Below are 21,784 nucleotides of genomic sequence, written 5' to 3'. Positions count from 1 at the left end.
TCGGCCTTGCGGGACTCCTTCCTAGACGCGCTGTCAACAGCTACCCTGCCAATCGTGCCAGTAATCACTGGCGCAATTGGCCTCCTCGTACGCTTAGGCGCCCCCCAGAGAGGACCCACCGCATGGCAGCCAGCAGCTCCGCGCAACGCACCCGGCCGCAGCCCCCTGAGAGCGTCCCGCACGTGCGGGTCGCCGTGATCGGCTCCGGCTTCGGCGGGATCGGCGCCGGCGTGCGGCTGCGCCGGGCCGGCATCACCGACTTCGTGATCCTGGAGCGGGCCGACTCGGTGGGCGGCACCTGGCGTGACAACAGCTACCCGGGCTGCGCCTGCGACGTCCCCTCGCACCTCTACTCCTTCTCCTTCGCGCTCAACCCCGACTGGCCGCGCAGCTTCTCCGGGCAGCAGGAGATCCGCGCCTACCTGGAGCGGGTCACCGACACCTACGGCCTGCGCCCGCACCTGCGGCTGAACCACGAGGTCACCGAGGCCCGCTGGGAGGCCGAGCACACCCGCTGGCGGGTCACCACCACGGGCGGCCGGTGGACCGCCGACGCGCTGGTCTCCGCCACCGGCCCGCTCTCCGACCCGGCCGTCCCCGACCTGCCGGGCCTGGCCGACTTCCCCGGGCAGGTCTTCCACTCCTCGCGCTGGGACCACGACTTCGACCTGACCGGCAAGCGGGTCGCGGTGGTCGGCACCGGTGCCTCGGCGATCCAGATCGTGCCCTCGATCCAGCCCAAGGTGGGCCGGCTGACGGTCTTCCAGCGCACCCCCGCCTGGGTGCTGCCGAAGATCGACCGCGAGATCAGCGCGCTGGAGAAGAAGGTGCACCGGGCGCTGCCGGCCACCACCGCGCTGCGCCGGGCGGCGCTCTTCGCGGTCCGCGAACTCCAGGTGGACGCCTTCGTGCGCCGCCCCGGCGCGCTGCGGCTGGTGCAGAAGCTGGCCGAGCGGCACCTGGCCCAGCAGGTCCGCGACCCCGCGCTGCGGGCCAGGCTCACCCCCGACTACCGGATCGGCTGCAAGCGGATCCTGCTCAGCCAGACGTACTACCCGGCGCTGGCCGCGCCGAACAGCGAGGTGGTCGCCGCCGGGCTGCGCGAGGTGCGCGGCTCCACGCTGGTGGCGGCCGACGGCAGCGAGCACGAGGCCGATGTGATCATCTTCGGCACCGGCTTCCACGTCACCGACATGCCGATCGGCGCCAAGGTCTTCGGCGACCAGGGGCAGAGCCTGGCCGAGGAGTGGAAGGACGGCATGGAGGCGCTGCGCGGCTCCACGGTGCGCGGCTTCCCCAACCTCTTCTTCGTGATCGGCCCCAACACCGGGCTCGGCAACAGCTCGATGATCCTTATGATCGAGTCCCAACTGAACTACCTGGTCGACGCGCTGACCACGCTGAGCTCGCTCGGCGCCACCGCGATGCAGCCCACCGAGCGGGCCCAGCGGCACTGGAACCAGCGCCTGCAGCACAGGATGTCCCGCACCGTCTGGACCACCGGCGGCTGCCGCAGTTGGTACCTGACCGAGGACGGCAAGAACACCACGCTCTGGCCCGGCTCCACCAGCGGCTTCCGCCGTGCCACCCGCCGGATCGACCTGGCCGAGTACGACCTGATAAAGCGCGGGGCCCAGGCCGCCGCACACCCCGCGGAGGTGCACGCGTGACCTCCGACCGCGAGACCACGGACCGCGTGACCTCCGACCGCGAGACCACGGACCGCGCGACCTCCGACCTGGTGCTGCCCGAGCCCGCCGAGCGGCTGCGGGTCCGCTCCGCCGACGGCAGCTGGCTGAACGTCGAGGCCTTCGGCCCCGCCGGCGCCCCGCTGGTGGTGCTGGCGCACGGCTGGACCTGCAGCACCGCCTTCTGGGCCCGGGTGGTCGACCGGCTGGCCGCCGACCACCGGGTGATCGCCTACGACCAGCGCGGCCACGGCCGCAGCGACATCCCCGCCACCCGGCAGGGCTACTCCACCCGGGCGCTGGCCGACGACCTGGAGGCGGTGGTCACGCGGCTGGTGCCGGCAGGGGAGAAGGCCGTGCTGGCGGGGCACAGCATGGGCGGGATGACCATCATGGCGGCCGGCGGGCGCGGCGCGGTGGCCGCCCGGACGGCGGCCGTGCTGCTCTGCAGCACCGGCCCGAACGACCTGACGAACCAACTGCTCGTCGTCCCGCCGGCCCTGCGCGCACCGGCCCTGCGGCGAGCGCTGCACCGGCGGATCCTGCAGTCCCCGCTGCCGCTGGGCCCGGTCACCGGCCTCTCCAAGGCGCTGCTGAAGTACGGCACGATGGGCCCGGCCACCCCCGCCGACCAGGTGGCCGCCTGCGCGGCGATCGTGCACGCCTGCCCCACGCCGGTGCGCGCCCGCTGGGCCGGGGTGCTCGGGGAACTCGACGTCCGCCCCGGCCTGACCATGATCGAGGCCCCCACCGCGATCATGGTCGGCGACCGCGACAAGCTCACCCCGCCGGTGCACGCCCGCGCCATGCGCGCCGCGCTGCGCCGACCGGACGGCCTGACCGAACTGCCCGGCGTGGGCCACATGGCCCCCGTCGAGCGCCCCGACGAGGTCGCCGCGGAGCTGCGCCGCCTCGTCACCACCCACCTGACCAGCGAGAGGACGGATGCCGCATGAGTACGCCGCCGCTGCACGCCCAGGTCGTCGTCGTCACCGGCGCCGCCCGTGGCCTGGGCGCCCTGATGGCCCGCAAGTTGGCCGACCGCGGGGCCCGGGTGGCCCTGGTCGGCCTGGAGCCGGCCGAGCTGAAGAGCGCTGCCGAGCTGTGCGGCCCGGAGGCCACCTCCTGGGAGGCCGACGTCACCGACCTGGTCGCGCTGAGCGCCGTGGCCCAGCGGATCAAGGAGCACTACGGCCGGATCGACACCGTGGTGGCCAACGCCGGCATCGCGATCGGCGGCCCGCTTCTGGACAGCGACCCGGTGGCCTACAACCGGGTGATCGAGGTCAACCTGCTCGGCAGCGTCACCACCGCCCGGGCCTTCCTGCCCGCGCTCACCGAGACCCGGGGCTACCTGCTGCAGATCGCCTCGCTGGCCGCGATCACCCCCGCGCCGCTGATGAGCGCGTACTGCGCCAGCAAGGCCGGCGTCGAGGCCTTCGCGCACGCGCTGCGCGCCGAGGTCGCCTACCAGGGCGTCAAGGTCGGCGTCGGATACCTCAGCTGGACCGACACCGACATGGTGCGCGGCGCTGACCAGGACGAGCTGATGCGCGAGATGCGGGCCAAGCTGCCCTGGCCGGCCAACCGGACCTATCCGATCGGCCCGGCGGTGGACCGCCTGGTGGCCGGGATCGCCCGCCGCTCCGCGCACGTCTACGCCCAGGCCTGGCTGCGCGGCATGCAGCCGGTGCGCTGGCTCCTGCCGCCGCTGGTCGCCGCCGTCGGCTCGCGCGAGGTGGCCCGGATGGCGCCCCGGCTGGCCGCCACGGCCGCCGCTCGGCTGCGCCCGGTCGGCGCGGGCGGGGCCGCCGACGAGGCGTCCCGGGGCAGCCGGGCGTAGGTCCTGTCCGGCCGATCCCTCCGACGAGATCGGCCGGAGCGGCCCGGCCTCCCCGTCGAGGACGGCCCAGCCGTCCGGGCCGCGTCCCGGACGGCTCAGCCCGGCGGGCAGCCCGGGGGCGCGGCGTGTGACGGTGAGCGCGTGTCGACCTACTTGTACCGCCTGGCCCAGTGGGCGTTCCGACGCCGTCGTCTGGTGCTGAGCCTGTGGCTCATCGCCGCGGTCGCCACGATCGTGGGCTCCGTGGCGAGCGGCGGTAAGACGAACGACAACTTCACCATCCCCGGCACCGAGTCGCAGCGGGCCGCCGACCTGCTCAAGGCGAAGCTGCCGGCCCTGGCGGGTGGTCAGATGCAGGTCGTCTTCGCCACGCACGGGACGGTCAAGGTCACCGACCCGGGGCCGCGGGCCGGGATCGAGGCCGCGACCGCCGAGCTGGGCCGGGTGCCGCAGGTGGCCTCGGTGACGAACCCGTTCCGGGCGAACGCGATCTCCCCGAACGGTCAGGTCGCGCTCGGCCAGGTGCAGTTCACCGCGCAGCCCGCGGACGTGAAGGACGCCACGCTGGACGCGGTGCAGGCCGCCGTCGCCCCGGCGCGGGCGGCGGGCGTCCAGGTCGAGTACTCCGGCAGCGTCTACCCCGGCTGGCGACTCGTGCCCTCGGAGCTCCCGGAGATCATCGGCCTGATCATCGCGTTCGTCATCCTGCTGATCACCTTCGGCGCGTTCGTGGCCGCCGGACTGCCGATCCTCACCGCTGTGATCGGTGTGGCCATCACCTTGACCGGTGTCACCGCGCTCGCCTCGGTGATCACCATCGCCTCGGCCTCGACGACCGTCGCCCTGATGTTGGGGCTGTCCTGCGGCATCGACTACGGCCTGTTCATCCTCTCCCGGCACCGCAACAACCTGATGCAGGGCCGCCCGGTGGCGGAGTCGGTCAGCCTGGCCGCCGGCACCGCGGGCAGCTCGGTGGTGTTCGCCGGACTGACCGTGATCATCGCGCTGTGCGGCCTGTCCGTCGTCGGCATCCCCTTCCTGACCGTCATGGGTCTGGCCGCGGCCGCCGCGGTGGCCATCGCGCTGCTGATCTCGCTCACCCTGCTCCCCGCCATGCTCGGGTTCGCGGGGGTGAAGGTCACGAACTTCATCAGCACCCGGCTCCGCCCGGGACACCACGAGGACGTCGCGATGACGGCGGCCACCGCGCCCCAGCGGACCTTCGGCGCCGGCTGGGCCCGTTTCGTCGTCCGCTACCGCGTCCCCACCCTGATCGGCGGCGTGGCCCTGCTCCTGCTGCTCGCGGTGCCGGCCCTGGACGTGCAGCTGGGCCTGCCCAGTGGCTCCTCCAAGCCGACCTCCGACACCTCGCGCCGGGCGTACGACCTGACGACCGCGGCCTTCGGCCCGGGATTCAGCGGCCCGCTCCAGGTCGTCGCGGACGGCGTCACCTCGCCCCAGCAGGCGCAGGCCATGGCGGCCGAGCTGAGCAGGATCCCCGGCGTCGCCGCGACCACCCAACTGGCGCTGACCAACGGCCTCACGGTGATCCGCGTCGTGCCGACGACCGGCCCGAGCGACCCGGCCACCGCGGACCTGGTGCACAAGCTGCGCGACAACCGGGCCCTGATCGCGGGAAGCAGTGGCGCGACGGTCCTGATCGGCGGCGTCACGGCCTCGAACATCGACGTCTCCGCCAAGCTGTCCGCCGCGCTGCCGGTGTTCCTGGCGGTCGTGGTCGGGCTGGCGTTCCTCCTGCTGACGTTCGCGTTCCGGACGATCCTGGTGCCGATCAAGTCGATCATCGGGTTCCTGCTGTCGGTCTCGGCCGCCTTCGGCCTGACGGTCGCCCTGTTCCAGTGGGGCTGGGGCCAGTGGATCTTCGGGATCACCAAGGCCGAGACGATCAGCTTCCTGCCGATCATCATGCTCGCCATCATCTTCGGCCTCTCCAGCGACTACGAGGTCTTCGTCGTCTCCCGGATCAAGGAGGACTACACGAAGACCGGTGACGCCCGGGGCGCGGTCGAACGCGGCACCGGCCTGTCGGCGCGGGTGGTGACCGCCGCCGCGTTGATCATGTTCTCCATCTTCGTGGCGTTCATGTTCAGCAAGGACCCGACCATCAAGGCCATCGGCTTCAGCTTCGCGGCGGGCGTCTTCCTCGACGCCTTCGTCGTCCGGCTGACGCTGGTGCCGGCGGTGCTGGCGATCGTCCGCGGCAAGGTCTGGTACCACCCGCAGTGGTTCTCCCGGTACGTCCCCAACCCCGACATCGAGGGCGAGAAGCTGGAGTACCAGCTGTCCCGCGAACGAGGCCCCCGGCCGACGCCGCCCGGGGAGAGGCCCTAGCGGTAGGATCGGCCATCGCCACCGCCGACCGGTCACTTCCGCGGCTCGCACTGCCGGCCGGTCGGCGGCCGATCGCACGCCCCCGCTCGTCGAAAGGCCCGCGCAGCCGATGGCCCCCCGCCTCTCCGTCGTCGTCCCGATCTACAACGTCGAGCGCTACCTGAAGGAGTGCCTCGACTCGATCGCCGCGCAGACCTTCGAGGACTTCGAGTGCGTCCTGGTCGACGACGGCTCGACCGACCGCAGCGCCGAGATCGCCGAGTCGTACACCGCGGTGGATCCGCGCTTCCGCCTGGTCCGGCAGCCGAACAAGGGCCTGGGGGCGGCCCGCAACACCGGCTGGCGGAACCTGACCGAGGGCACCGAGTACCTGGCGTTCGTGGACAGCGACGACTTCGTGCCGCCGGGCGCCTACCGGCTGATGATCGAGACGCTGGAGCGGACCGGCTCCGACTTCGCGGCCGGCAACGTGCTGCGCTTCCGCTCCACCGGCACCTACCAGTCCGGCGCGCACGTGAAGCCGTTCCGGCAGACCCGGTTGAAGACGCACGTGACCGAGCTCCCGGCGCTGGTCACCGACCGCACCGCGTGGAACAAGGTCTACCGGCGCGAGTTCTTCGACGGCGCCGGGATCCGCTACCCCGAGGGCATCCTCTACGAGGACGCCCCGGTCAGCGTGCCGCACCACTACCTGGCAGCGGCGGTGGACGTGCTCTCCGACCACATCTACCACTGGCGCGAGCGCGAGCTCGACGACCCCTCGATCACCCAGGGGCGCACCAATCCGCGCGGCCTGATCGACCGGGTCCGCTCGATGGAGCTGGTCCGCGAGTGGCTGGCCGGGCGCCCCGAGTCGCGGTTCGCCGAGAACCTGCGCTCCTACGACCACAACTGCCTGGTCGAGGAGATCCCGATGTTCTTCTGGTGGGTGCCGGACGGTGACAAGGCCTACCGCGCCACCTATCAGGAGCACGTCAGCCGACTGCTGCGGGAGATCGGCACCGGGCGGATCCGCGACCTGCGCGCCCCGCTGCGGGTCAAGTACCAGCTGACGCTGGCGGACCGGATGGAGGAGTTCGTCGCGCTGCAGCGGTTCCACCGCCTCTACCGGCGCCGGATGCGCCAGCTGCGGCAGCGGGCCGCCGCCGCCAAGGGCTGAGGCCGAGGGCTGACGCCGAGGGCTGACGCCGAGGGCTGACGCCCCGCGAGTCCGGCCCTGCCCTGGGGGACCTGATTCCCCGTCAGTGGCGTGACCCGCTACGGTCGCGCCATGACAACTGCTCTCATCACCGGCGCGACCGCCGGTATCGGTGCCGCCTTCGCCCGCCGCCTGGCCGAGGACGGCCATGACCTGGTGCTGGTCGCCCGCGACACCGAGCGGCTGACCGCGGCCGCCGGGCAGCTGGCCGAGCGCTTCGGCGTGCACACCGAGGTGCTCGCCGCCGACCTGGCCACCGAGGCCGGGATCGGCGCGGTCGAGGAGCGGCTGCGGCAGGCCGAGCGGCCGGTCGGGATCCTGGTCAACAACGCCGGCTTCGGCAACAAGGGCGCCTACCTGGACGTCCCGCTGGAGCAGGAGCTGGACATGGTCAAGGTGCACATCGAAGCGGTGCTGCGGCTGACCGGCGCGGCCGTGCCCGGGATGCGCGAGCGCGGCTTCGGCGGCGTGGTGAACGTGGCCTCGGTGGGTGCCTTCGTGCCGCGCGGCACCTACGGGGCGAGCAAGGCCTGGATGGTCAGCTTCACCCTGGGCGTGGCCCGCGACCTGACCGGCAGCGGGGTGCGGCTGCTGGCGCTCTGCCCGGGCTTCACCCGCACCGAGTTCCACCAGCGGGCCGAGATGGGCACCGGGAACATCCCCCGCTGGGCCTGGCTCTCCGCCGACCGCGTGGTCGACGAGGCGCTGCGCGACCTGGCCCGCGGCCGGAGCCTGTCGGTGCCGAGCAAGCGGTACAAAATGGTGGTGGCCCTCGCCCGACTGCTGCCGGCCGGCGGGCTGGGCGGCTTCTCCTCGAAGGCCGCCCGGACATACCGGACGGGCTGACGGGGTTCGGGCCGCGAGGTTCGGACCGCGGGGGGTTCGGAATAAGGGGCGGGGCTAGCTCATTATTAGGACAGCTAATAATGAGCTATCCTCTCTATGCTGGCCGATGAGTTGGCTGCCGACGCCCACCGCCCGCCTGCCACCTGGAGGTCCCATGAGGCCCGAGACCATCAACTGGACGCCGCCCGCCCGCGACCCGGACGAGCCGCGGCCACCCGCGCAGCTGCGCCGGATCCTGGGGCTGTTCCGCCCCTACCGGGGGCGGCTGGCGGTGGTCGGGCTGCTGGTCGGGGCCTCCGCGGTGGTCTCGGTGACCACCCCGTTCCTGCTGCGCGCGGTGCTGGACGTGGCCATCCCGCAGGGCCGCACCGGCCTGCTCAGCCTGCTCGCCCTCGGCATGATCGCGGCCGCCGTGGTGAACAGCGTCTTCAACGTGCTGCAGACGCTGATCTCCACCACCGTGGGCCAGCGGGTCATGCACGACCTGCGGACCGGTGTCTACGCCCACCTGCAGCGGATGTCGCTGGCCTTCTTCACCCGGACCCGCACCGGCGAGGTGCAGTCCCGGATCGCCAACGACATCGGCGGCATGCAGTCCACCGTGACCTCCACCGCCACCTCGCTGGTCTCCAACCTGACCAGCGTCGTGGCCACCGTGGTCGCGATGCTGGCGCTGGACTGGCGGCTGACCGTGGTCTCGCTGCTCCTCCTGCCGGCCTTCGTCTGGATCAGCCGCCGGGTCGGCCGCGAGCGCCGCAAGATCACCACCGAGCGGCAGAAGCAGCTGGCCCGACTCTCCTCGGCCGTCCAGGAGTCGCTCTCGGTCAGCGGCATCCTGCTGGGCCGCACCATGGGCCGCTCCGACTCGCTCTCGCGCGAGTTCACCGAGCAGAGCGACGAGCTCGCGGAGCTGGAGGTGCGCTCCAGCATGGCCGGGCGCTGGCGGATGAACGTGATCCAGATCGTGATGGCCGCGATGCCGGCCGTCATCTACTGGGCGGCCGGCCTGACCGCCGGCGGCGGCGCGCCGATCGTCTCGGTCGGCACCCTGGTCGCCTTCGTCACGCTGCAGCAGGCGCTCTTCCGCCCCGCCGTGCAGCTGCTCTCCACCGGCGTGGACGTGCAGACCTCGCTGGCGCTCTTCCAGCGGATCTTCGAGTACCTGGACCTGCCGGTGGAGATCGCCGAGCCCGCCGACGCCGTGCACCTGCCCGCCGTGCGCGGCGAGGTCCGCTTCGAGCGGGTCGACTTCGGCTACGACCCACAGCGGCCGGCCGGCACCCTGGCCGGCATCGACCTCGACGTCCCGGCCGGCACCTCGCTGGCCCTGGTCGGCGAGACCGGTTCCGGCAAGACCTCGCTCAGCTACCTGGTGCCCCGGCTCTACGACGTCACCGGCGGCCGGGTCACCATCGACGGGGTGGACGTGCGCGAGCTGGCCTTCGACACCCTGGCCTCGGCGGTCGGCGTGGTCTCCCAGGAGACCTACCTGTTCCACGCCTCGGTCGCCGAGAACCTGCGCTTCGCCAAGCCGGACGCCACCGATGCCGAGCTGGTCGAGGCGGCCAGGGCGGCCCAGATCCACGACCACATCGCCGGCCTGCCCGACGGCTACGACACCCTTGTCGGCGAGCGCGGCTACCGCTTCTCCGGTGGCGAGAAGCAGCGCCTGGCCATCGCCCGCACCATCCTGCGCAACCCGCCGGTGCTGATTCTGGACGAGGCGACCAGCGCGCTGGACAACCAGACCGAGCTGGCCGTGCAGCAGGCCATCGACGCCCTCGCGGTGGGTCGCACCACGATCACCATCGCGCACCGCCTCTCCACCGTCCGCCAGGCCGACCAGATCGCGGTGCTGGACGCCGGCCGGGTGGTGGAGCTGGGGGCCCACCAGGAGCTGCTGGAGCTCGGCGGCCGGTACGCCGCGCTGCTGCGCCGCGAGGCCCCGCTGCCCGATCCGGTGGCCGCCGGTTCGGCGTCGCCTGTTCCGACGTCGCCTGATTCGGTGGCGGCCGGAGCTCAGGCGGCCTTCGGGATGTCGTTGTAGACCTCGGCGAGCTCCTGGCCGGACAGCTCGTGGATCGCGGCCATCACCTGGTCGGTCACCTGGCGGCGGACCTTGGCCGAGCGGGCCTGGCCGTGCAGCTCGGAGAAGTCCAGCGGCTCGCCGAAGCGGACCGTCACCTTGCGCAGCCGGGGGCGCCGCCTGCCCACCGGCAGGATCTCCTCGGTGCCGCTCAGCGCCACCGGCACCACCGGGACGCCGGCGGTCAGCGCCAGCCAGGCGACACCCGTCTTGCCCCGGTACAGGCGCCCGTCCAGCGAGCGGGTGCCCTCGGGGTAGATGCCGAAGGCCTTCTTCTCCTCCAGGATCTCCAGCGCGGCGTTCAGCGCGGCCTGGGCCAGGTGGACCTCCCCGCGCTGCACCGGGACGGCGTCGATCGCCTGGAAGAACGAGCGGGAGAGCCGGCCCTTGAAGCCGGTGCCGGTGAAGTAGTCGGCCTTCGCCAGGAAGCTGATCGGCCTGGGGGCGGTCAGCGGGATCACCACGCTGTCGATGAAGGACAGGTGGTTGCTGGCCAGGATCACCCCGCCCTTGCGCGGCACGTTCTCCAGGCCCTCGATGGTGGGCCGGTAGAGCGCCTTCGCGATCGGTTTGAGCACGAGCTTGGTGATGATCTTGATCATGCGAACCCTCCCCGGGCACCCGGTCGTCGACCGTCCCGGTGCCGACGGACTCTCTTCGGAGACACTCTTCCTGGAGTGATCTTTCATACCATCGGCTCGACCGTGGGAGGCGGCAGGGTGAGCGGCGTCACCATGTGCGGCGCGGTCAGCCGCGGCCCCGCCGCAGGCTCGCCTTGAGCGCGCGCGGCAGTCGGCCGGCCCGGCGCAGTTCGTCGTAGCCCAGGCGCGCGTCGCGGGCGGCGAGCCGGTAGCGCACGCCCTGCACGCCGCCCGGGTAGTGGTAGCCGGGCGGGCGGTGCGCGGCGAAGTGGGCGGCGATCCGGTGGAAGAAGTCCCGGCTCAGCTCGGCCGGGACCAGTCCGGGCGAGTCGTAGACGGTCAGCGCCTGCTTGAGGGTCCGGTCGAAGACCAGGGTGCGCTGGTCCGCCAGGTCCGGGTGGCGGTCGAGGAAGGCGAAGACCGCGTCGTACTGGGCGAAGACGTCGGCGTGCTTGGGGGAGGCCGTGGCGGTGATCGCGCCGGGGCGGCCGCGCCGGTAGTTGTAGCAGGAGCGGTCCAGGTAGCGCAGGCGGCGGGCGGCCAGCAGCGCCGGGTAGGTGACCGAGAGGTCCTCGTAGAAGCCGCGGCCGAAGGAGACCTGGAGGCCGTCCAGGAACTCCCGGCGGAAGACCTTGTTCCAGACCGACAGCACGGTGCGCAGCAGGGCCGGGTGCTCGCGCAGGGTGCAGCCCGCCGGGCGCTCCAGTGGGGAGCCCGCCAGCAGGTGGCGCCAGGGGTTGGGCTCGGTGCTCCCGTCCGGGTAGACGTGGGTGAAGCCGGTGAGCAGGATGTCGAGCGGTGGCTCGCCCGCCCGCTCGCCCGCCCGCTCGGCGTCGCGTTCGGCGCGCAGTTCGGCCAGGACGGCGTCCAGTGCGCCCTCGGGGAGCCAGTCGTCGCTGTCCACGCACCAGAGGTAGCTGCCGTGCGCCTCGGGCAGCGCGGCGATCCTGGCGCCGCCCAGGCCCTGGTTCTCGCTCAGGTGCAGCACCCGCAGGCGCTTGTCGCGCGCGGCGTAGTCGTCCAGGATCGCGCCGCAGCCGTCGGGGGAGCGGTCGTCGACCGCGATCACCTCGACGTCCTCACTCTCCTGACCGGCCAGGATCGAGTCCAGGCAGCGCGGCAGGAACTGCTCCACGCCGTGGACGGGAAGGATGATGCTGAGGAGGGGAGGCACGGCGGCCACTCTATCCAGCTGCTCCCGATGCCCCGCGTGGGAGGGGCGCGGGATGGTGGGCGCCGGTGCCGCGCCGGGGAGCGGCGACACCGGCGGCCGTTGGCGGCCTGGCCGACCCTCGGCGGCCGGCCGCCGATCCTCCACCGCCTGAAGCCGGGCCGCCGCGACGTCGGGGCGGCCGGACAGTGGACTCAGGAGATGGTGGAAGCCCTCAACAGTGTGTTCAGTGGTCGAAACCTGCCGAACCTGTCGAAACCTGGAGTGGGCGGACTGTGATCCGGTTCACTCGGAACTGATACTGCTTGCACGTAACCAGCGCGTCAATCCCCCATGAGCATTCAGTTTCCGAAAGCCGACCGGTGGCGCCGATCGACTCCGTCCGGGCCCGCGGGAGCGGTGCGGTCGGCCCCGGGGGTGTGACCGCTCGGCGCGACCCGGTAGCGTGACCGGAGCGGCGCGATCGATCTGACGCACTGTGGGTCTGATGCTTCGTCAGTGATGCGGAATCGGGCGGGTTCGGGCGGTTTCGCCCTTATCGATGCCCAGTCGTGACCGTGCCAGGTGTCCCTGATGCCACGTGAGTTGTCATCACACGATACGGTGGCAGAACACCAGGACGGTTGCGTGAGGACCGTCCCTCACGGATAGTCTTCGCCTCACGGCCCTGGCGCCTCGTAGGGGTGGGAATCTCATGGAACACATGCAAGTGCGGAACAGGCCCCGCGTACCGGCCATTCAGTGCGGCGTGGGCGCGACCGGTCGGCGGATCGAACACCACCTGTCCGTACTCGGCGCGCCCGCCGTCCCGGTGGTCGACACCGTGGAGGCGCTCGGCCTGATAAGGGAGCTGACGCCCCGTGGCGTGAGCCCCCATGCCACGCTGCGCCGCACCACCCGGGTGCTGCTGCTCGCCCCGCTGCGGCGGCTCAAGCGCAGCCTCTTCGGCAGCCGGGGCTAGGGCTTCTCCTCCGAGGCCCCGAGCCCAGGTACTCGCCGCGTCCTGCCTCACCCGCCGCACGGCCCTGCCGGTCGCGCGGCGGGTGAGCTTGTCGTGCGCCGGGCCTGCGACGGAGGATGGCGCCATGGCCGACACTTTCCAGACCCGGACCTTCGAGATCACCACCGGCGACCACGAGGTCGCCCTGGACATCACCGAGCGCTGCGCGGAGTTCCTCGCGCAGGTGGCGGCCGACCGGGACGGGCTGCTCAACGTCTTCGTCCCGCACGCCACGGCCGGGGTCGCCGTGCTGGAGACCGGCGCCGGCAGTGATGACGACCTGCTCGCGGTGCTGCGCGACCTGCTGCCCGCGGACAACCGCTGGCGCCACCGCCACGGCAGCCCGGGCCACGGCCGCGACCACGTGCTGCCGGGCCTGGTCGCCCCGCACGCCACGCTGCCGGTGATCGGCGGCCGACTGGCCCTCGGCGTCTGGCAGTCGGTGGTGCTGATCGACACCAACGGCGACAACCCCAGCCGCACGGTCCGGCTCTCCTTCCTGGGCTAGGTGTACTGACCTCTTCCCGGGCCAGGTGTACTGACCGGTGAGCGCCGGTGCCGGATGATGGACGGCGTGACCGATGACGCCAGCGCCCCGTACTGCGCCGCCCCCGCCGCGGCCGATACCACTCTGACCGCCCTCGCCCCCGCCGGCCCCGCGGCCGGCCCCCGGGCCGACTGCGTGCTGTGCGGCGAGACCACCGAGCACCCGGTGGGCACCCCGGGCAGCACCCAGTGCCCCCGCTGCGCCTGGCAGCAGGCCCAGCGGGGCGCCTGCTCCGGCTGACCGGCGGCGGCCGACCCCGGTGGCCCGGGCGGTTACCCCGCGTCCGGGCCGGTGAGGTGCAGGGTGGAGCCGTGCCGGGACTTGCGGACCAGGAGCTGGGTGGGGATGCGCTGGCGCAGGTCGGCGACGTGGCTGACGACGCCGACCGCTCGGTCGCGCTCCCGCAGGCCGTCGAGCACGTCCATCACCTCTTCCAGGGCCTGCTCGTCCAGCGTGCCGAAGCCCTCGTCGATGAAGAGGGTGTCCAGCGGCATGCCGCCGGCCTCGTCCGTCACCACGTCGGCCAGCCCGAGGGCGAGGGCGAGCGAGGCGAAGAAGCTCTCGCCGCCGGAGAGCGTGGCGGTGTCCCGCTCGGTGCCCGTCCAGGCGTCGACCACCAGCAGGGACAGGCCCGAGCGGCGGGCCCCGGTGCCGCGCTCGCGCTCGTCGCTGTGGACCAGGGTGTAGCGGCCGCCGGACATCTTGACCAGGCGGGTGCTGGCGGCGGCCGCGACCTGCTCCAGCCGGGCGGCCAGCACGTAGGACTCCAGGCGCATCCTGAGCCGGTTGTCGCCGCTGGTGCCGCCGGCCAGCTGGGCCAGCCGGCTGATCTCGCCGAAGGCCGCGAGCCGCGGCCCCAACTCGGTGGCCAGCCGGGCCAGCCGCTGCCCGAGCCCGGCCAGCTCCGCGCACCGCTCGCGGGCGGTGCGCTCATCGGCGGCGGCTCCGCGCAGGGCGTCGGTGGCCCGCCGCAGCGCCTGCTGGGCCAGCGGCGGGTCGGCCGGCGGCAGGCCGGCGGCGGCCACCAGCTCGGGGCGGGTCAACTCGTCCTGGACGGCGCGCTGCTCGGCGGCGTCCTCCTCCAGCCGGCGGCCCAGCGCCGCCAGCCGCTCGGCGGGCAGTGCGGCGGCCGCCGCCTCGGCCGGGGCGGCGAACCCCGCGGTGCGGGCGGTCAGCACCAGCTCCCGCTCGGCCTCCTCCAGCCGCGCGGCCGCCTGCTCGGTGCTCCTGGCGGCCCGGGCGGCGGCGGCCAGCGCCTGTGCGAGCCGCTCCAGGCGCTCGGCGTGGGCGGCCACCGAGGGAGCGTCGCCGCGTGCCTCGGTGACCCGGGCGGCCAGCTCGGCCTCCTCGGCGGCCAGCACCTCCAGCCGGGCCGTCCGGGCGGCCGCCCGCTCGCGGCTCTCGTGCAGCTGGGTGCCGTAGTGCTGCTCCCGGCGCTCCGCGCGCTCGCGCTCCTGCAGCAGCGCGGTCAGCTCCTCGGCGGCGCGCAGTGCGGCGCGGTGCGCGCCGGTCAGCTGCTCGAGCCGCTCACGCAGCGCCGGGAGCGGCTCCGGGCCGGCCGTCGCGGCGGCCGCGGCCACGGCGACCCGCAGGTCGGTCAGCCCGGCCTCGGCGGCGGTGGCCGCGCGTTCGGCGCGCTGCTCGGCCTCGACGGCGGCCCGCTCGTCCGCCGGGCGGACCGCCGCGGTGGCCGTTGCGGCCGGCGCCGGGTGCTCGCGAGCCCCGCACACCAGGCAGGCCTCCCCCGCGCGCAGCCGGTCGGCCAACTCGGCGGCCATCCCGTCCAGTCGGCGCTGCCGCAGATCCAGGGTGTGCGAGCGGGCGGTGAGCAGGGCCTGCCGCCGGGTGAGCAGGGCCTGCTCCTCGTGGGTGGCGCGGGCCAGCAGCTCGTCCCGCCGGTGGGCGGCCGCGAGCCGCTGCTCGGCCTCCTCCCGCTGGTCGGCCAGCTGCTGGGCCAGGCTCGCGGCGCCGCGAGCCGCCTCCTCGCGCTGCCGGCGGGCCTCGGCCCCGGCCTGCCGCTCCGTCAGCCAGGCCTCGGCCTCCTGGGCCAGCTCCTCGGCCGCGCGCAGCTCGGCGGCCTCGCGGCGCCGCTCCTCGGCCAGCGCGGCGCCGCGCCGCTCATCGGCGGCCGCGGACTCCAGCCGCCCGATCGCGGCCCGCACCTCGCCCTCCGCCTCGGCCAGCCGCTCGGCCGGGGCCGCAGCCTTCGCGGCCACGCCCTGGAGCGGGGCCAGGCGCTGCCGGCTCTGCTCCTCCTGCTCCCGCGCCCGCTGGTGGCCCGTGGCGGCGGCCGCGTGGGCGCGGTGCGCGGATTCGACCGCGACGGCGGCCTGGGCCTGGGCCAGCCGCCGCCGCTCGGCCTCCCGCCGCTCGCCCGTCGCGGCCAGTGCCGCGGCCCGGCGCACTGCGACGCCGTGCCGCTGCTGACGGCCCGCCAGCTCCTGCTGGGCCGTCAGCAGCTGCTCGGCGGCCAGTTGGCGGGCCTCGGCGGCGGCCAGCGCGCAGGCGTCGACCTGCGCCCGCTCCAGGGCGTCGACGCGCAGCAGGGCGGCCCAGCCGAGGGCCGCGCGGGTGAGCGCGGCGTCGTCGGTGCCGGGCTCGCCCTCGGCGGGCAGGTGCTCGGCGGCGGGTTGGGCGGCCGGCCCCGCGGCCTGCTCGATCCGGCTGACCAGCTCGCGCAGCACGCGGCGGTCGGCCTGCAGGGCCGCCTCGTGGTCACGGCGGCGCTCGCCGAGCCAGGCCTCCACCCGGCGGTAGCGCTCGGTGTCGAAGAGCTTGCCGAGCAGCTCGGCGCGCTGGGTCGCGTCGGCCTTCAGGAAGCGCGCGAAGTCGCCCTGCGGCAGCAGTACGACCTGGCAGAACTGCTCCCTGCTCATGCCGACCAGCCGCAGGATCTCCTCACCGGTCTCCTGGTGCGAGCGACTGGCCGCCCGCCAGCCGGGCTGCCCCTGGCCCGCGTCGGCGACCCACTCGCGCAGCAGCGTCTGCGCCTTCTCGGTGGTCCAGCCGGTGCCGCGCTTCTTGGGCCTGGGCTGCTCGGGCAGCCTGGTGATCTCCAGTCGGCGGCCGCCCAGCGTCAGCTCCAGCACGACCGTGGTCAGCTGCTGCGGGTCCGCGTGGTCGCTGCGCGTCCGGTTGGCCCGGCGGGCGCCGGGCAGCTCGCCGTAGAGGGCGTAGCAGACCGCGTCGAGGACGCTGCTCTTGCCGGCGCCGGTGGCCCCGCGCAGCAGGAAGAGGCCGCCGGCGGCGAGCGCGTCGAAATCCACCTGCTGGCGGGCGGCGAACGGGCCGAAGGCGGTGACGGTGAGTCGGTGCAGCCTCATCGGGGCAGCTCCGCCCGCTGCTCCTGGTCGGTGCGGGCCCGCTCGAAGCCGGCGCGCAGCCAGTCGCGCTCCGCCGGGGCCAGCTCGACGCCGGGTCGCACGTGCCGCACGAAGCTCTCGGCCACCTCCAGCTCGGCGCGCCCGCGCACCCGTGAGGCGTAGGAGGCCGCGGCCGCCGCGGGCCGCTCGTCCGGTTCGAAGAGGAGCTGCAGGGTGTGCGGGAAGCGGTGGCGCAGCCGCTCCATCGGCTCGGCGGGCCGGGCCGGGTCGGTGAGCGTGGCCTGCACCCAGGACTGCTCGTGCTCGGCCAGCAGGGGATCGCTGAGCAACTGCTCAAGCGGGCCGCGCAGGCAGGCCAGCGGGCGCGGCACCGGGCAGTCGACCCGCTCGGCGGCCACCGAGCCGTCGGCGGCCAGGTCGATCTGCCACATGGTCTTGCGCTGCCGGGCCTCGGAGAAGGAGTAGGCGAGCGGGGAGCCGCTGTAGCGCAGGTGCGGGGCCAGGGTCTGGGCGCCGTGCAGGTGGCCGAGCGCCGCGTAGTGCACGCCCTCGAAGAGGCTCGCGGGCACGCTCGCCACGCCGCCCACCGCGATGTCGCGCTCGCTGTCGCTGGCCGCGCCGCCGGTGACGAAGGCGTGCGCCAGCACCACCGCCCTGGTGCCCGGGGCGCGGGTCGCCAGGTCGGCCCGCACCTGGTCCATCGCGGCGCCGAGCACGGCCGCGTGCCCGCCGCGTTCGAGCCCGAACCGCTCGCGGACCAGCAGCGGCTCCAGGTACGGCAGGCCGTAGACGGCCACCTCACCGTGGGCGTCGGCGAGCAGCACCGGGGTGGCGCAGGCGCCCGGGTCGGTCCGCAGGTGGATGCCGGCCCGCTCGATCAGCCCGGCGCCGACGCCCAGGCGCCGGGCAGAGTCGTGGTTGCCGCTGATGAAGACCGTCGGCACCCGCAGCGCGGCCAGCCGGTGCAGCGCCTCGTCGAAGAGCGCGACCGCCTCCAGGCCGGGCAGCGCCCGGTCGTAGACGTCCCCGGCGACCAGCACGGCGTCGACGCCCCGCGCCTCGACCACGGCCACCAGGTGGTCGAGGAAGGCGCGTTGGGCCTCGTGCAGGCTCTCCCGGTGGAAGGAGCGGCCCAGATGCCAGTCGGAGGTATGCAGCAGTCGCATGACCCCGACCCTAACGGGGCCCACCGACAGCGACAGCCACCTCACGGCCGCTCGCCCGCCCCGGCGGCCCCGCCCGCCCCGCCCGCCGCCCGGGGCCGCGGGGTCGGGGGCGGGTCAGGGGCGAGGCCGGCGGACTGGTTCACCCGTTCGGAGTGACGCAGGGTGGATTGTCAGTGGCGCTCTGTAGGTTCGACGGCGATCGATGGAATCGCGGCGAGTCGGATCGCGGTGAGTCGAACTTACGGCGAGTCGGATCGCGGTGAGTCGAACTTACGGCGAGTCGGATTGCGGCGAGCGATCGCGGAGAGGGCGTGGACCATGTCGAGGACGATGGCGATGACGGTGCGGCGGGCGGCGCGGTGTGGGCCGGCGGCCGGGTGCGGGCCGGTGCCGGGCGTGCCCGGGGTGCGGGCCGGGCTGGTCGGGCTGCCGGGGCTCGAGGCGGGCCCGGTCGGCGGGCAGCCCGGGGGCGGCGGCGGGGCGGGGCAGCCGGTGGCCGTGGCGGTCGCGGCCGATCCGGTGGACCACCGGCGGCTGCGCGGGCTGGGCCTCTTCGGCGCCGAGGGCTTCGGCCGCTACCTGCGGCGGACCGAGGCGCAGCTGCGGGCGATGGCCCGGCACGGGGTCGAGGTGCACCTGCGGGTGCTGGAGCCGGCGGACTACGCGGACTTCTGCGCGGTGCGCGGGCTGGCGCCCGGCGAGGCGGTGGCCCGGGTGGCCTATGCCGCCGATCCGGAGCTGGCCGGCGCGCCCTTCGTCTACGGCGGCGAGCGGCTGGCCGCGCTGCTGCCCGAGCTGGTCGACGACCACCTGGCCCGGGTGCGGATCTCGCTGGCCCTGGAGCGGCTGCGGCAGGCGGTCGGCGGTGCGGCGGGGCCGGCGGCGCGGGCGCTGGCGCACGCCGAACTGCTCCTCGGGGCGTTGATCGGCGGGCTGGGTGAGGGGTGCCACCTGCTCGGCCTGGCGGTGCCCGGCGGGGCGCGGGAGGCGGCGGGGGAGATGGCGGAGCCGGGTGACGTGGTGGAGGTCCGCGCGGGGTGCGGGCACCGGCGCGGGTGCGGGCCGGTGGGGCCGCGGGCGGTCGAGGCGTTCCGGGCGGTGCTGGCGGCCGGGCTGGCCGAGCACCGCGGCGGCGAGCTGCTGGCGCGCAGCGGATGCCCGCCGGCCCGGGCCCGCACGGTGCGGGGCTGGGCGCTCGGAGCCGGCGGGCTCGTCCCGTTGGACGCGAGCGGGGTGCGGGCCGCGCTGGCCCGGCCGCCGGGGCTCGCGGCGGGCCCGGTCGGCGGGCCGGTGCGGGTGCGGGCCGGTTTCGCGCTGCCGGGCGGCCGCTGGGGCGGGGGTGGGCCGGTGACCTGAGCGGATCGCCCGTGGGTCGGTGACCTGAGCGGATCGCCCGTTGACGGCGGCGCGCCGGTGTGCCCCGAGCGGGCGTGAGGGCTGTTCATCGACCTTCTGTTCGGGGAAGATCAACACGTCGGACCCCGCGCGAACCCCGATCCACGCGCCGGTCCGGCCGCCGTGTCACACCAGCCGGCCAGAGCGGCCCGACTCCGGAGGGGGACCTATGCAGCAGCGGATCGAGTACAGCGCGGAGATCGCCGATCTGCTGGGCCGCATCCGGCGCCGCCCGGCAGCCGGCTGGCCCTGGCGCCCGGGCGAGGCGGTGCCGGAGTGGCTGCCGGTGAAGCAGTCCTGGGGCTGGCTCTTCGCGCCGGACGGGCGGGTGCTGACGCTGGTCAACCCCAAGGACGGCATCGTCAGCCTGCCCGGCGGCTCACTGGAGGCCGAGGACGCCGGGGACCCGGCGGTGGCGCTGGCCCGTGAGGCGGCCGAGGAGGCGCAGGCGGTGATCGGGCCCGCCCACTACCTGGGCTACCTCTACGACCGGGTCGGCTCGGCGAACGGTGGTCACGAGTGCGCCCGGGTCCGGATGGCGGCCGCGCTGCGTGAGGTCGGCCCGAGCGCGCCCGACCCGGCGTCCGGGCGGCACTACCGGCGGCTGCTGGTGGCGCCCGGCCTGGTCGTCGAGTTGCTCGGCTGGGGCCCGCCGGGGCTGCGTCAGGCCCGGGCGGCGGTGCGGGTGGCGGTGAGCCGGCTCGGCGTGCCGGAGGCTGCCAACGAGGTGATCGAGGAGCTGCCGTTGGCGGGTTGCGAGGTCTTCCCGGGGGCTGCCTGACGGAGCGTCATGGTCGGCCGTCGGCAGCCGGCCGTAGGCAGCCGGCGCCGGGTCGGCCGCCGGGCGCATGTGTGCAAGCTGCCGCGTCGGTGTGCGCGCGGTGACCACGGTGGCCGCGGTGCGCCTGTCGTCGCGGCGCGGTGCGGGAATTCCGGTGAGTCGTCACGTCCGGTCGGCTAGGGTCGGTGGCGATCCGTCGGGTGGCGGTTCAAGGGGGAGTGCACATGCCTGGGCCGAGTGGCGGTCTCTTTCATCACGTCGAACTCTGGGTCGATGACCTGACCGTGGCCGCGGAGCAGTGGGCCCCGGTGCTGCTCGCGCTCGGCTGCGTCCCGTTCCAGCAGTGGGAGGCCGGGCGCAGTTGGCGCCTCGGCGACGGCTACCTGGTGATCGAGCAGTCGCCGGCGCTGCGCCCCGGCGGGCACGACCGGCTGCGCGCCGGGCTCAACCATCTGGCGGTGCACGGCTCGCGCGCGGCCGTGGGCGCCGCGCTGGCGGCCGGCTGGACGCTGCGGGTGGACACCGGCGAGACCGTGCACCTGGTGGACCGTCAAGGATTTGAACTCGAAGTGGTCTGCGGGTAGCGGGATTCGGCTCATCGGCACCGCTGGTTCACACGCGACCGGGTTCCAGCGTATTTCCGCTGCATTTCGAGCCGGCCCCAACCTTCTCTCCAGAAAGTCGACGCCAAACTGACATCGGCGCCAACTTCTGCTTCCGGAACGAGAATTCCAGTCAACTTCTTTGGCATGGGCACTTCCCGAGAGTCGGCGCCACTGGTACCACGGAGTAACCCGCGTCACTCTCCCGTCCTGATGGAGGTGCAATGCGCCCCACCCGTGCTCTCTCCGGCGGCCTCATGGCCCTGCTGCTCGGCGTTGCCACCCTGTTCCTCGCCTCACCCGCCAACGCGGCGACGGTCAACTACGTCGCACTCGGCGATTCCTACTCGGCCGGCGTCGGTGCCGGAAACTACGACAGCTCCAGCGGCGACTGCAGCCGCAGCCTCAGCTCGTACCCCGAGCTGTGGAGTTCGGCGAACCACCCGAGCAGTTTCAGTTTCGTCGCCTGTTCCGGCGCCGTGACCGGGGACGTGCTGAACAGCCAGCTCTCGGCGGTGACCTCCGCCACCACGCTGATCAGCCTCACCATCGGCGGCAACGACGCGGGCTTCTCCAACACCATGGAGACCTGCGTGCTCGACGGCACCAGCTCCTGCCTGAGCGCGGTCGCCACCGCCGAGTCCTACGCCACCAACACCCTGCCCGGCCAGCTCAACCAGCTGTACGCGGCGATCAGAGCCAAGGCGCCGCAGGCCCAGGTCGTGGTGCTGGGTTACCCGCACCTCTACGAGGTCCCCGGTGACTGCTGGTTCGGCATCAGCGACACGTCGCGCAACGCGATCAACGGCGCTGCCGACAGCCTGGACACGGTGATCGCCAAGGCGGCGGCCAACGCCGGCTTCACCTTCGCCGATGTCCGCAGCGCCTTCAGCGGGCACGAGATCTGCAGCGACGACCAGTGGCTGCACAGCACCACCCTGCCCATCGACGAGAGCTACCACCCCACCGCCGACGGTCAGTCGCTCGGCTACCTGCCGGTCTTCCGCAACGCTGCCTGACCGGCCGACGCTGCCTGACCGGCTCCTGGGCCGGTGGGCCAACGCTGCCTGACCGGCGGCAGCACGCCGCCCGAGCGGGCGGCGGGAACCACTCGCAAAGGGCGGTGGCCGCCCGGGTGCTCACAC

At 74.0% G+C, this 21,784-nt stretch carries 18 protein-coding genes; 14 read left to right on the top strand and 4 right to left on the bottom strand.

Going from position 1 to position 21,784, the window contains the following annotated elements:
• The first annotated feature begins 122 nt into the window (after positions 1 to 122).
• The 7 genes from OG455_RS07510 to OG455_RS07480 all read left to right on the top strand — a co-directional run bounded on the left by OG455_RS07510 (position 123) and on the right by OG455_RS07480 (position 9,974).
• Positions 123 to 1,670, top strand: a complete 1,548-nt coding sequence (locus OG455_RS07510; RefSeq protein WP_266291483.1) for an NAD(P)/FAD-dependent oxidoreductase — start codon at positions 123 to 125, stop codon at positions 1,668 to 1,670.
• Between the two features lie 68 nt (positions 1,671 to 1,738).
• On the top strand, positions 1,739 to 2,644 hold the full coding sequence (locus OG455_RS07505; RefSeq protein ID WP_266300688.1) for an alpha/beta fold hydrolase: 906 nt from the start codon (positions 1,739 to 1,741) through the stop codon (positions 2,642 to 2,644).
• Positions 2,641 to 3,531, top strand: a complete 891-nt coding sequence (locus tag OG455_RS07500) for an SDR family oxidoreductase (protein ID WP_266291482.1) — start codon at positions 2,641 to 2,643, stop codon at positions 3,529 to 3,531. The genes OG455_RS07505 and OG455_RS07500 overlap by 4 nt, the downstream gene beginning before the upstream one ends.
• Positions 3,532 to 3,672: 141 nt before the next feature.
• Positions 3,673 to 5,883, top strand: a complete 2,211-nt coding sequence (locus OG455_RS07495; RefSeq protein WP_266291481.1) for an MMPL family transporter — start codon at positions 3,673 to 3,675, stop codon at positions 5,881 to 5,883.
• Positions 5,884 to 5,992: 109 nt separating this feature from the next.
• Entirely contained in the window at positions 5,993 to 7,042 is a 1,050-nt protein-coding gene (locus tag OG455_RS07490) for a glycosyltransferase family 2 protein (protein ID WP_266291480.1), read from the top strand.
• A 111-nt stretch (positions 7,043 to 7,153) separates the two neighbouring features.
• Positions 7,154 to 7,927 carry an SDR family oxidoreductase gene (locus tag OG455_RS07485; protein ID WP_266291479.1) on the top strand — a complete coding sequence of 258 codons (774 nt, stop codon included), beginning with the start codon at positions 7,154 to 7,156 and terminating at the stop codon, positions 7,925 to 7,927.
• 154 nt (positions 7,928 to 8,081) lie between these two features.
• Positions 8,082 to 9,974 (top strand): ABC transporter ATP-binding protein, encoded by a 1,893-nt coding sequence (locus OG455_RS07480; RefSeq protein WP_266291478.1) that lies wholly within the window; start codon positions 8,082 to 8,084, stop codon positions 9,972 to 9,974.
• On the opposite strand, the gene OG455_RS07475 is transcribed toward OG455_RS07480, so the two are convergent.
• A complete protein-coding gene (locus tag OG455_RS07475; protein WP_266291477.1) occupies positions 9,947 to 10,615 on the bottom strand; it encodes a 1-acyl-sn-glycerol-3-phosphate acyltransferase in 669 nt (222 codons plus the stop codon). The genes OG455_RS07480 and OG455_RS07475 overlap by 28 nt on opposite strands.
• 145 nt (positions 10,616 to 10,760) lie before the next feature.
• On the bottom strand, positions 10,761 to 11,828 hold the full coding sequence (locus tag OG455_RS07470; protein ID WP_266291476.1) for a glycosyltransferase family 2 protein: 1,068 nt from the start codon (positions 11,826 to 11,828) through the stop codon (positions 10,761 to 10,763).
• Positions 11,829 to 12,519: 691 nt separating this feature from the next.
• On the opposite strand from OG455_RS07470, the gene OG455_RS07465 reads away from it, so the two are divergent.
• The 3 genes from OG455_RS07465 (at position 12,520) to OG455_RS07455 (ending at position 13,612) form a co-directional block, all read left to right on the top strand.
• On the top strand, positions 12,520 to 12,786 hold the full coding sequence (locus OG455_RS07465; RefSeq protein ID WP_266291475.1) for a hypothetical protein: 267 nt from the start codon (positions 12,520 to 12,522) through the stop codon (positions 12,784 to 12,786).
• 124 nt (positions 12,787 to 12,910) lie between these two features.
• Complete coding sequence (locus tag OG455_RS07460; RefSeq protein ID WP_266291474.1) at positions 12,911 to 13,333, top strand: YjbQ family protein; 423 nt, start codon at positions 12,911 to 12,913, stop codon at positions 13,331 to 13,333.
• A 57-nt stretch (positions 13,334 to 13,390) separates the two neighbouring features.
• Positions 13,391 to 13,612 (top strand): hypothetical protein, encoded by a 222-nt coding sequence (locus OG455_RS07455; protein WP_266291473.1) that lies wholly within the window; start codon positions 13,391 to 13,393, stop codon positions 13,610 to 13,612.
• 32 nt (positions 13,613 to 13,644) lie between these two features.
• Here the strand turns inward: OG455_RS07455 and OG455_RS07450 are convergent, their stop codons facing one another.
• Together OG455_RS07450 and OG455_RS07445 are read right to left on the bottom strand one after the other, a co-directional pair.
• On the bottom strand, positions 13,645 to 16,695 hold the full coding sequence (locus OG455_RS07450) for an SMC family ATPase (protein WP_266291472.1): 3,051 nt from the start codon (positions 16,693 to 16,695) through the stop codon (positions 13,645 to 13,647).
• On the bottom strand, positions 16,692 to 17,861 hold the full coding sequence (locus tag OG455_RS07445) for an exonuclease SbcCD subunit D (RefSeq protein WP_266291471.1): 1,170 nt from the start codon (positions 17,859 to 17,861) through the stop codon (positions 16,692 to 16,694). The genes OG455_RS07450 and OG455_RS07445 overlap by 4 nt, the downstream gene beginning before the upstream one ends.
• Before the next feature lie 318 nt (positions 17,862 to 18,179).
• Between OG455_RS07445 and OG455_RS07440 the strand changes: the two genes are divergently transcribed.
• The 4 genes from OG455_RS07440 (at position 18,180) to OG455_RS07425 (ending at position 21,658) form a co-directional block, all read left to right on the top strand.
• Complete coding sequence (locus OG455_RS07440; protein WP_266291470.1) at positions 18,180 to 19,217, top strand: hypothetical protein; 1,038 nt, start codon at positions 18,180 to 18,182, stop codon at positions 19,215 to 19,217.
• Between the two features lie 208 nt (positions 19,218 to 19,425).
• Entirely contained in the window at positions 19,426 to 20,037 is a 612-nt protein-coding gene (locus OG455_RS07435; RefSeq protein ID WP_266291469.1) for a hypothetical protein, read from the top strand.
• 224 nt (positions 20,038 to 20,261) lie between these two features.
• Complete coding sequence (locus tag OG455_RS07430) at positions 20,262 to 20,621, top strand: glyoxalase (protein WP_266291468.1); 360 nt, start codon at positions 20,262 to 20,264, stop codon at positions 20,619 to 20,621.
• Positions 20,622 to 20,863: 242 nt separating this feature from the next.
• Entirely contained in the window at positions 20,864 to 21,658 is a 795-nt protein-coding gene (locus OG455_RS07425) for an SGNH/GDSL hydrolase family protein (protein ID WP_266291467.1), read from the top strand.
• Positions 21,659 to 21,784 lie beyond the last annotated feature (126 nt).

Origin of the sequence: Kitasatospora sp. NBC_01287 (assembly GCF_026340565.1) — a bacterium.
Lineage (GTDB): Bacteria > Actinomycetota > Actinomycetes > Streptomycetales > Streptomycetaceae > Kitasatospora.
This window is presented reverse-complemented; position numbering and strand designations above follow the sequence as displayed.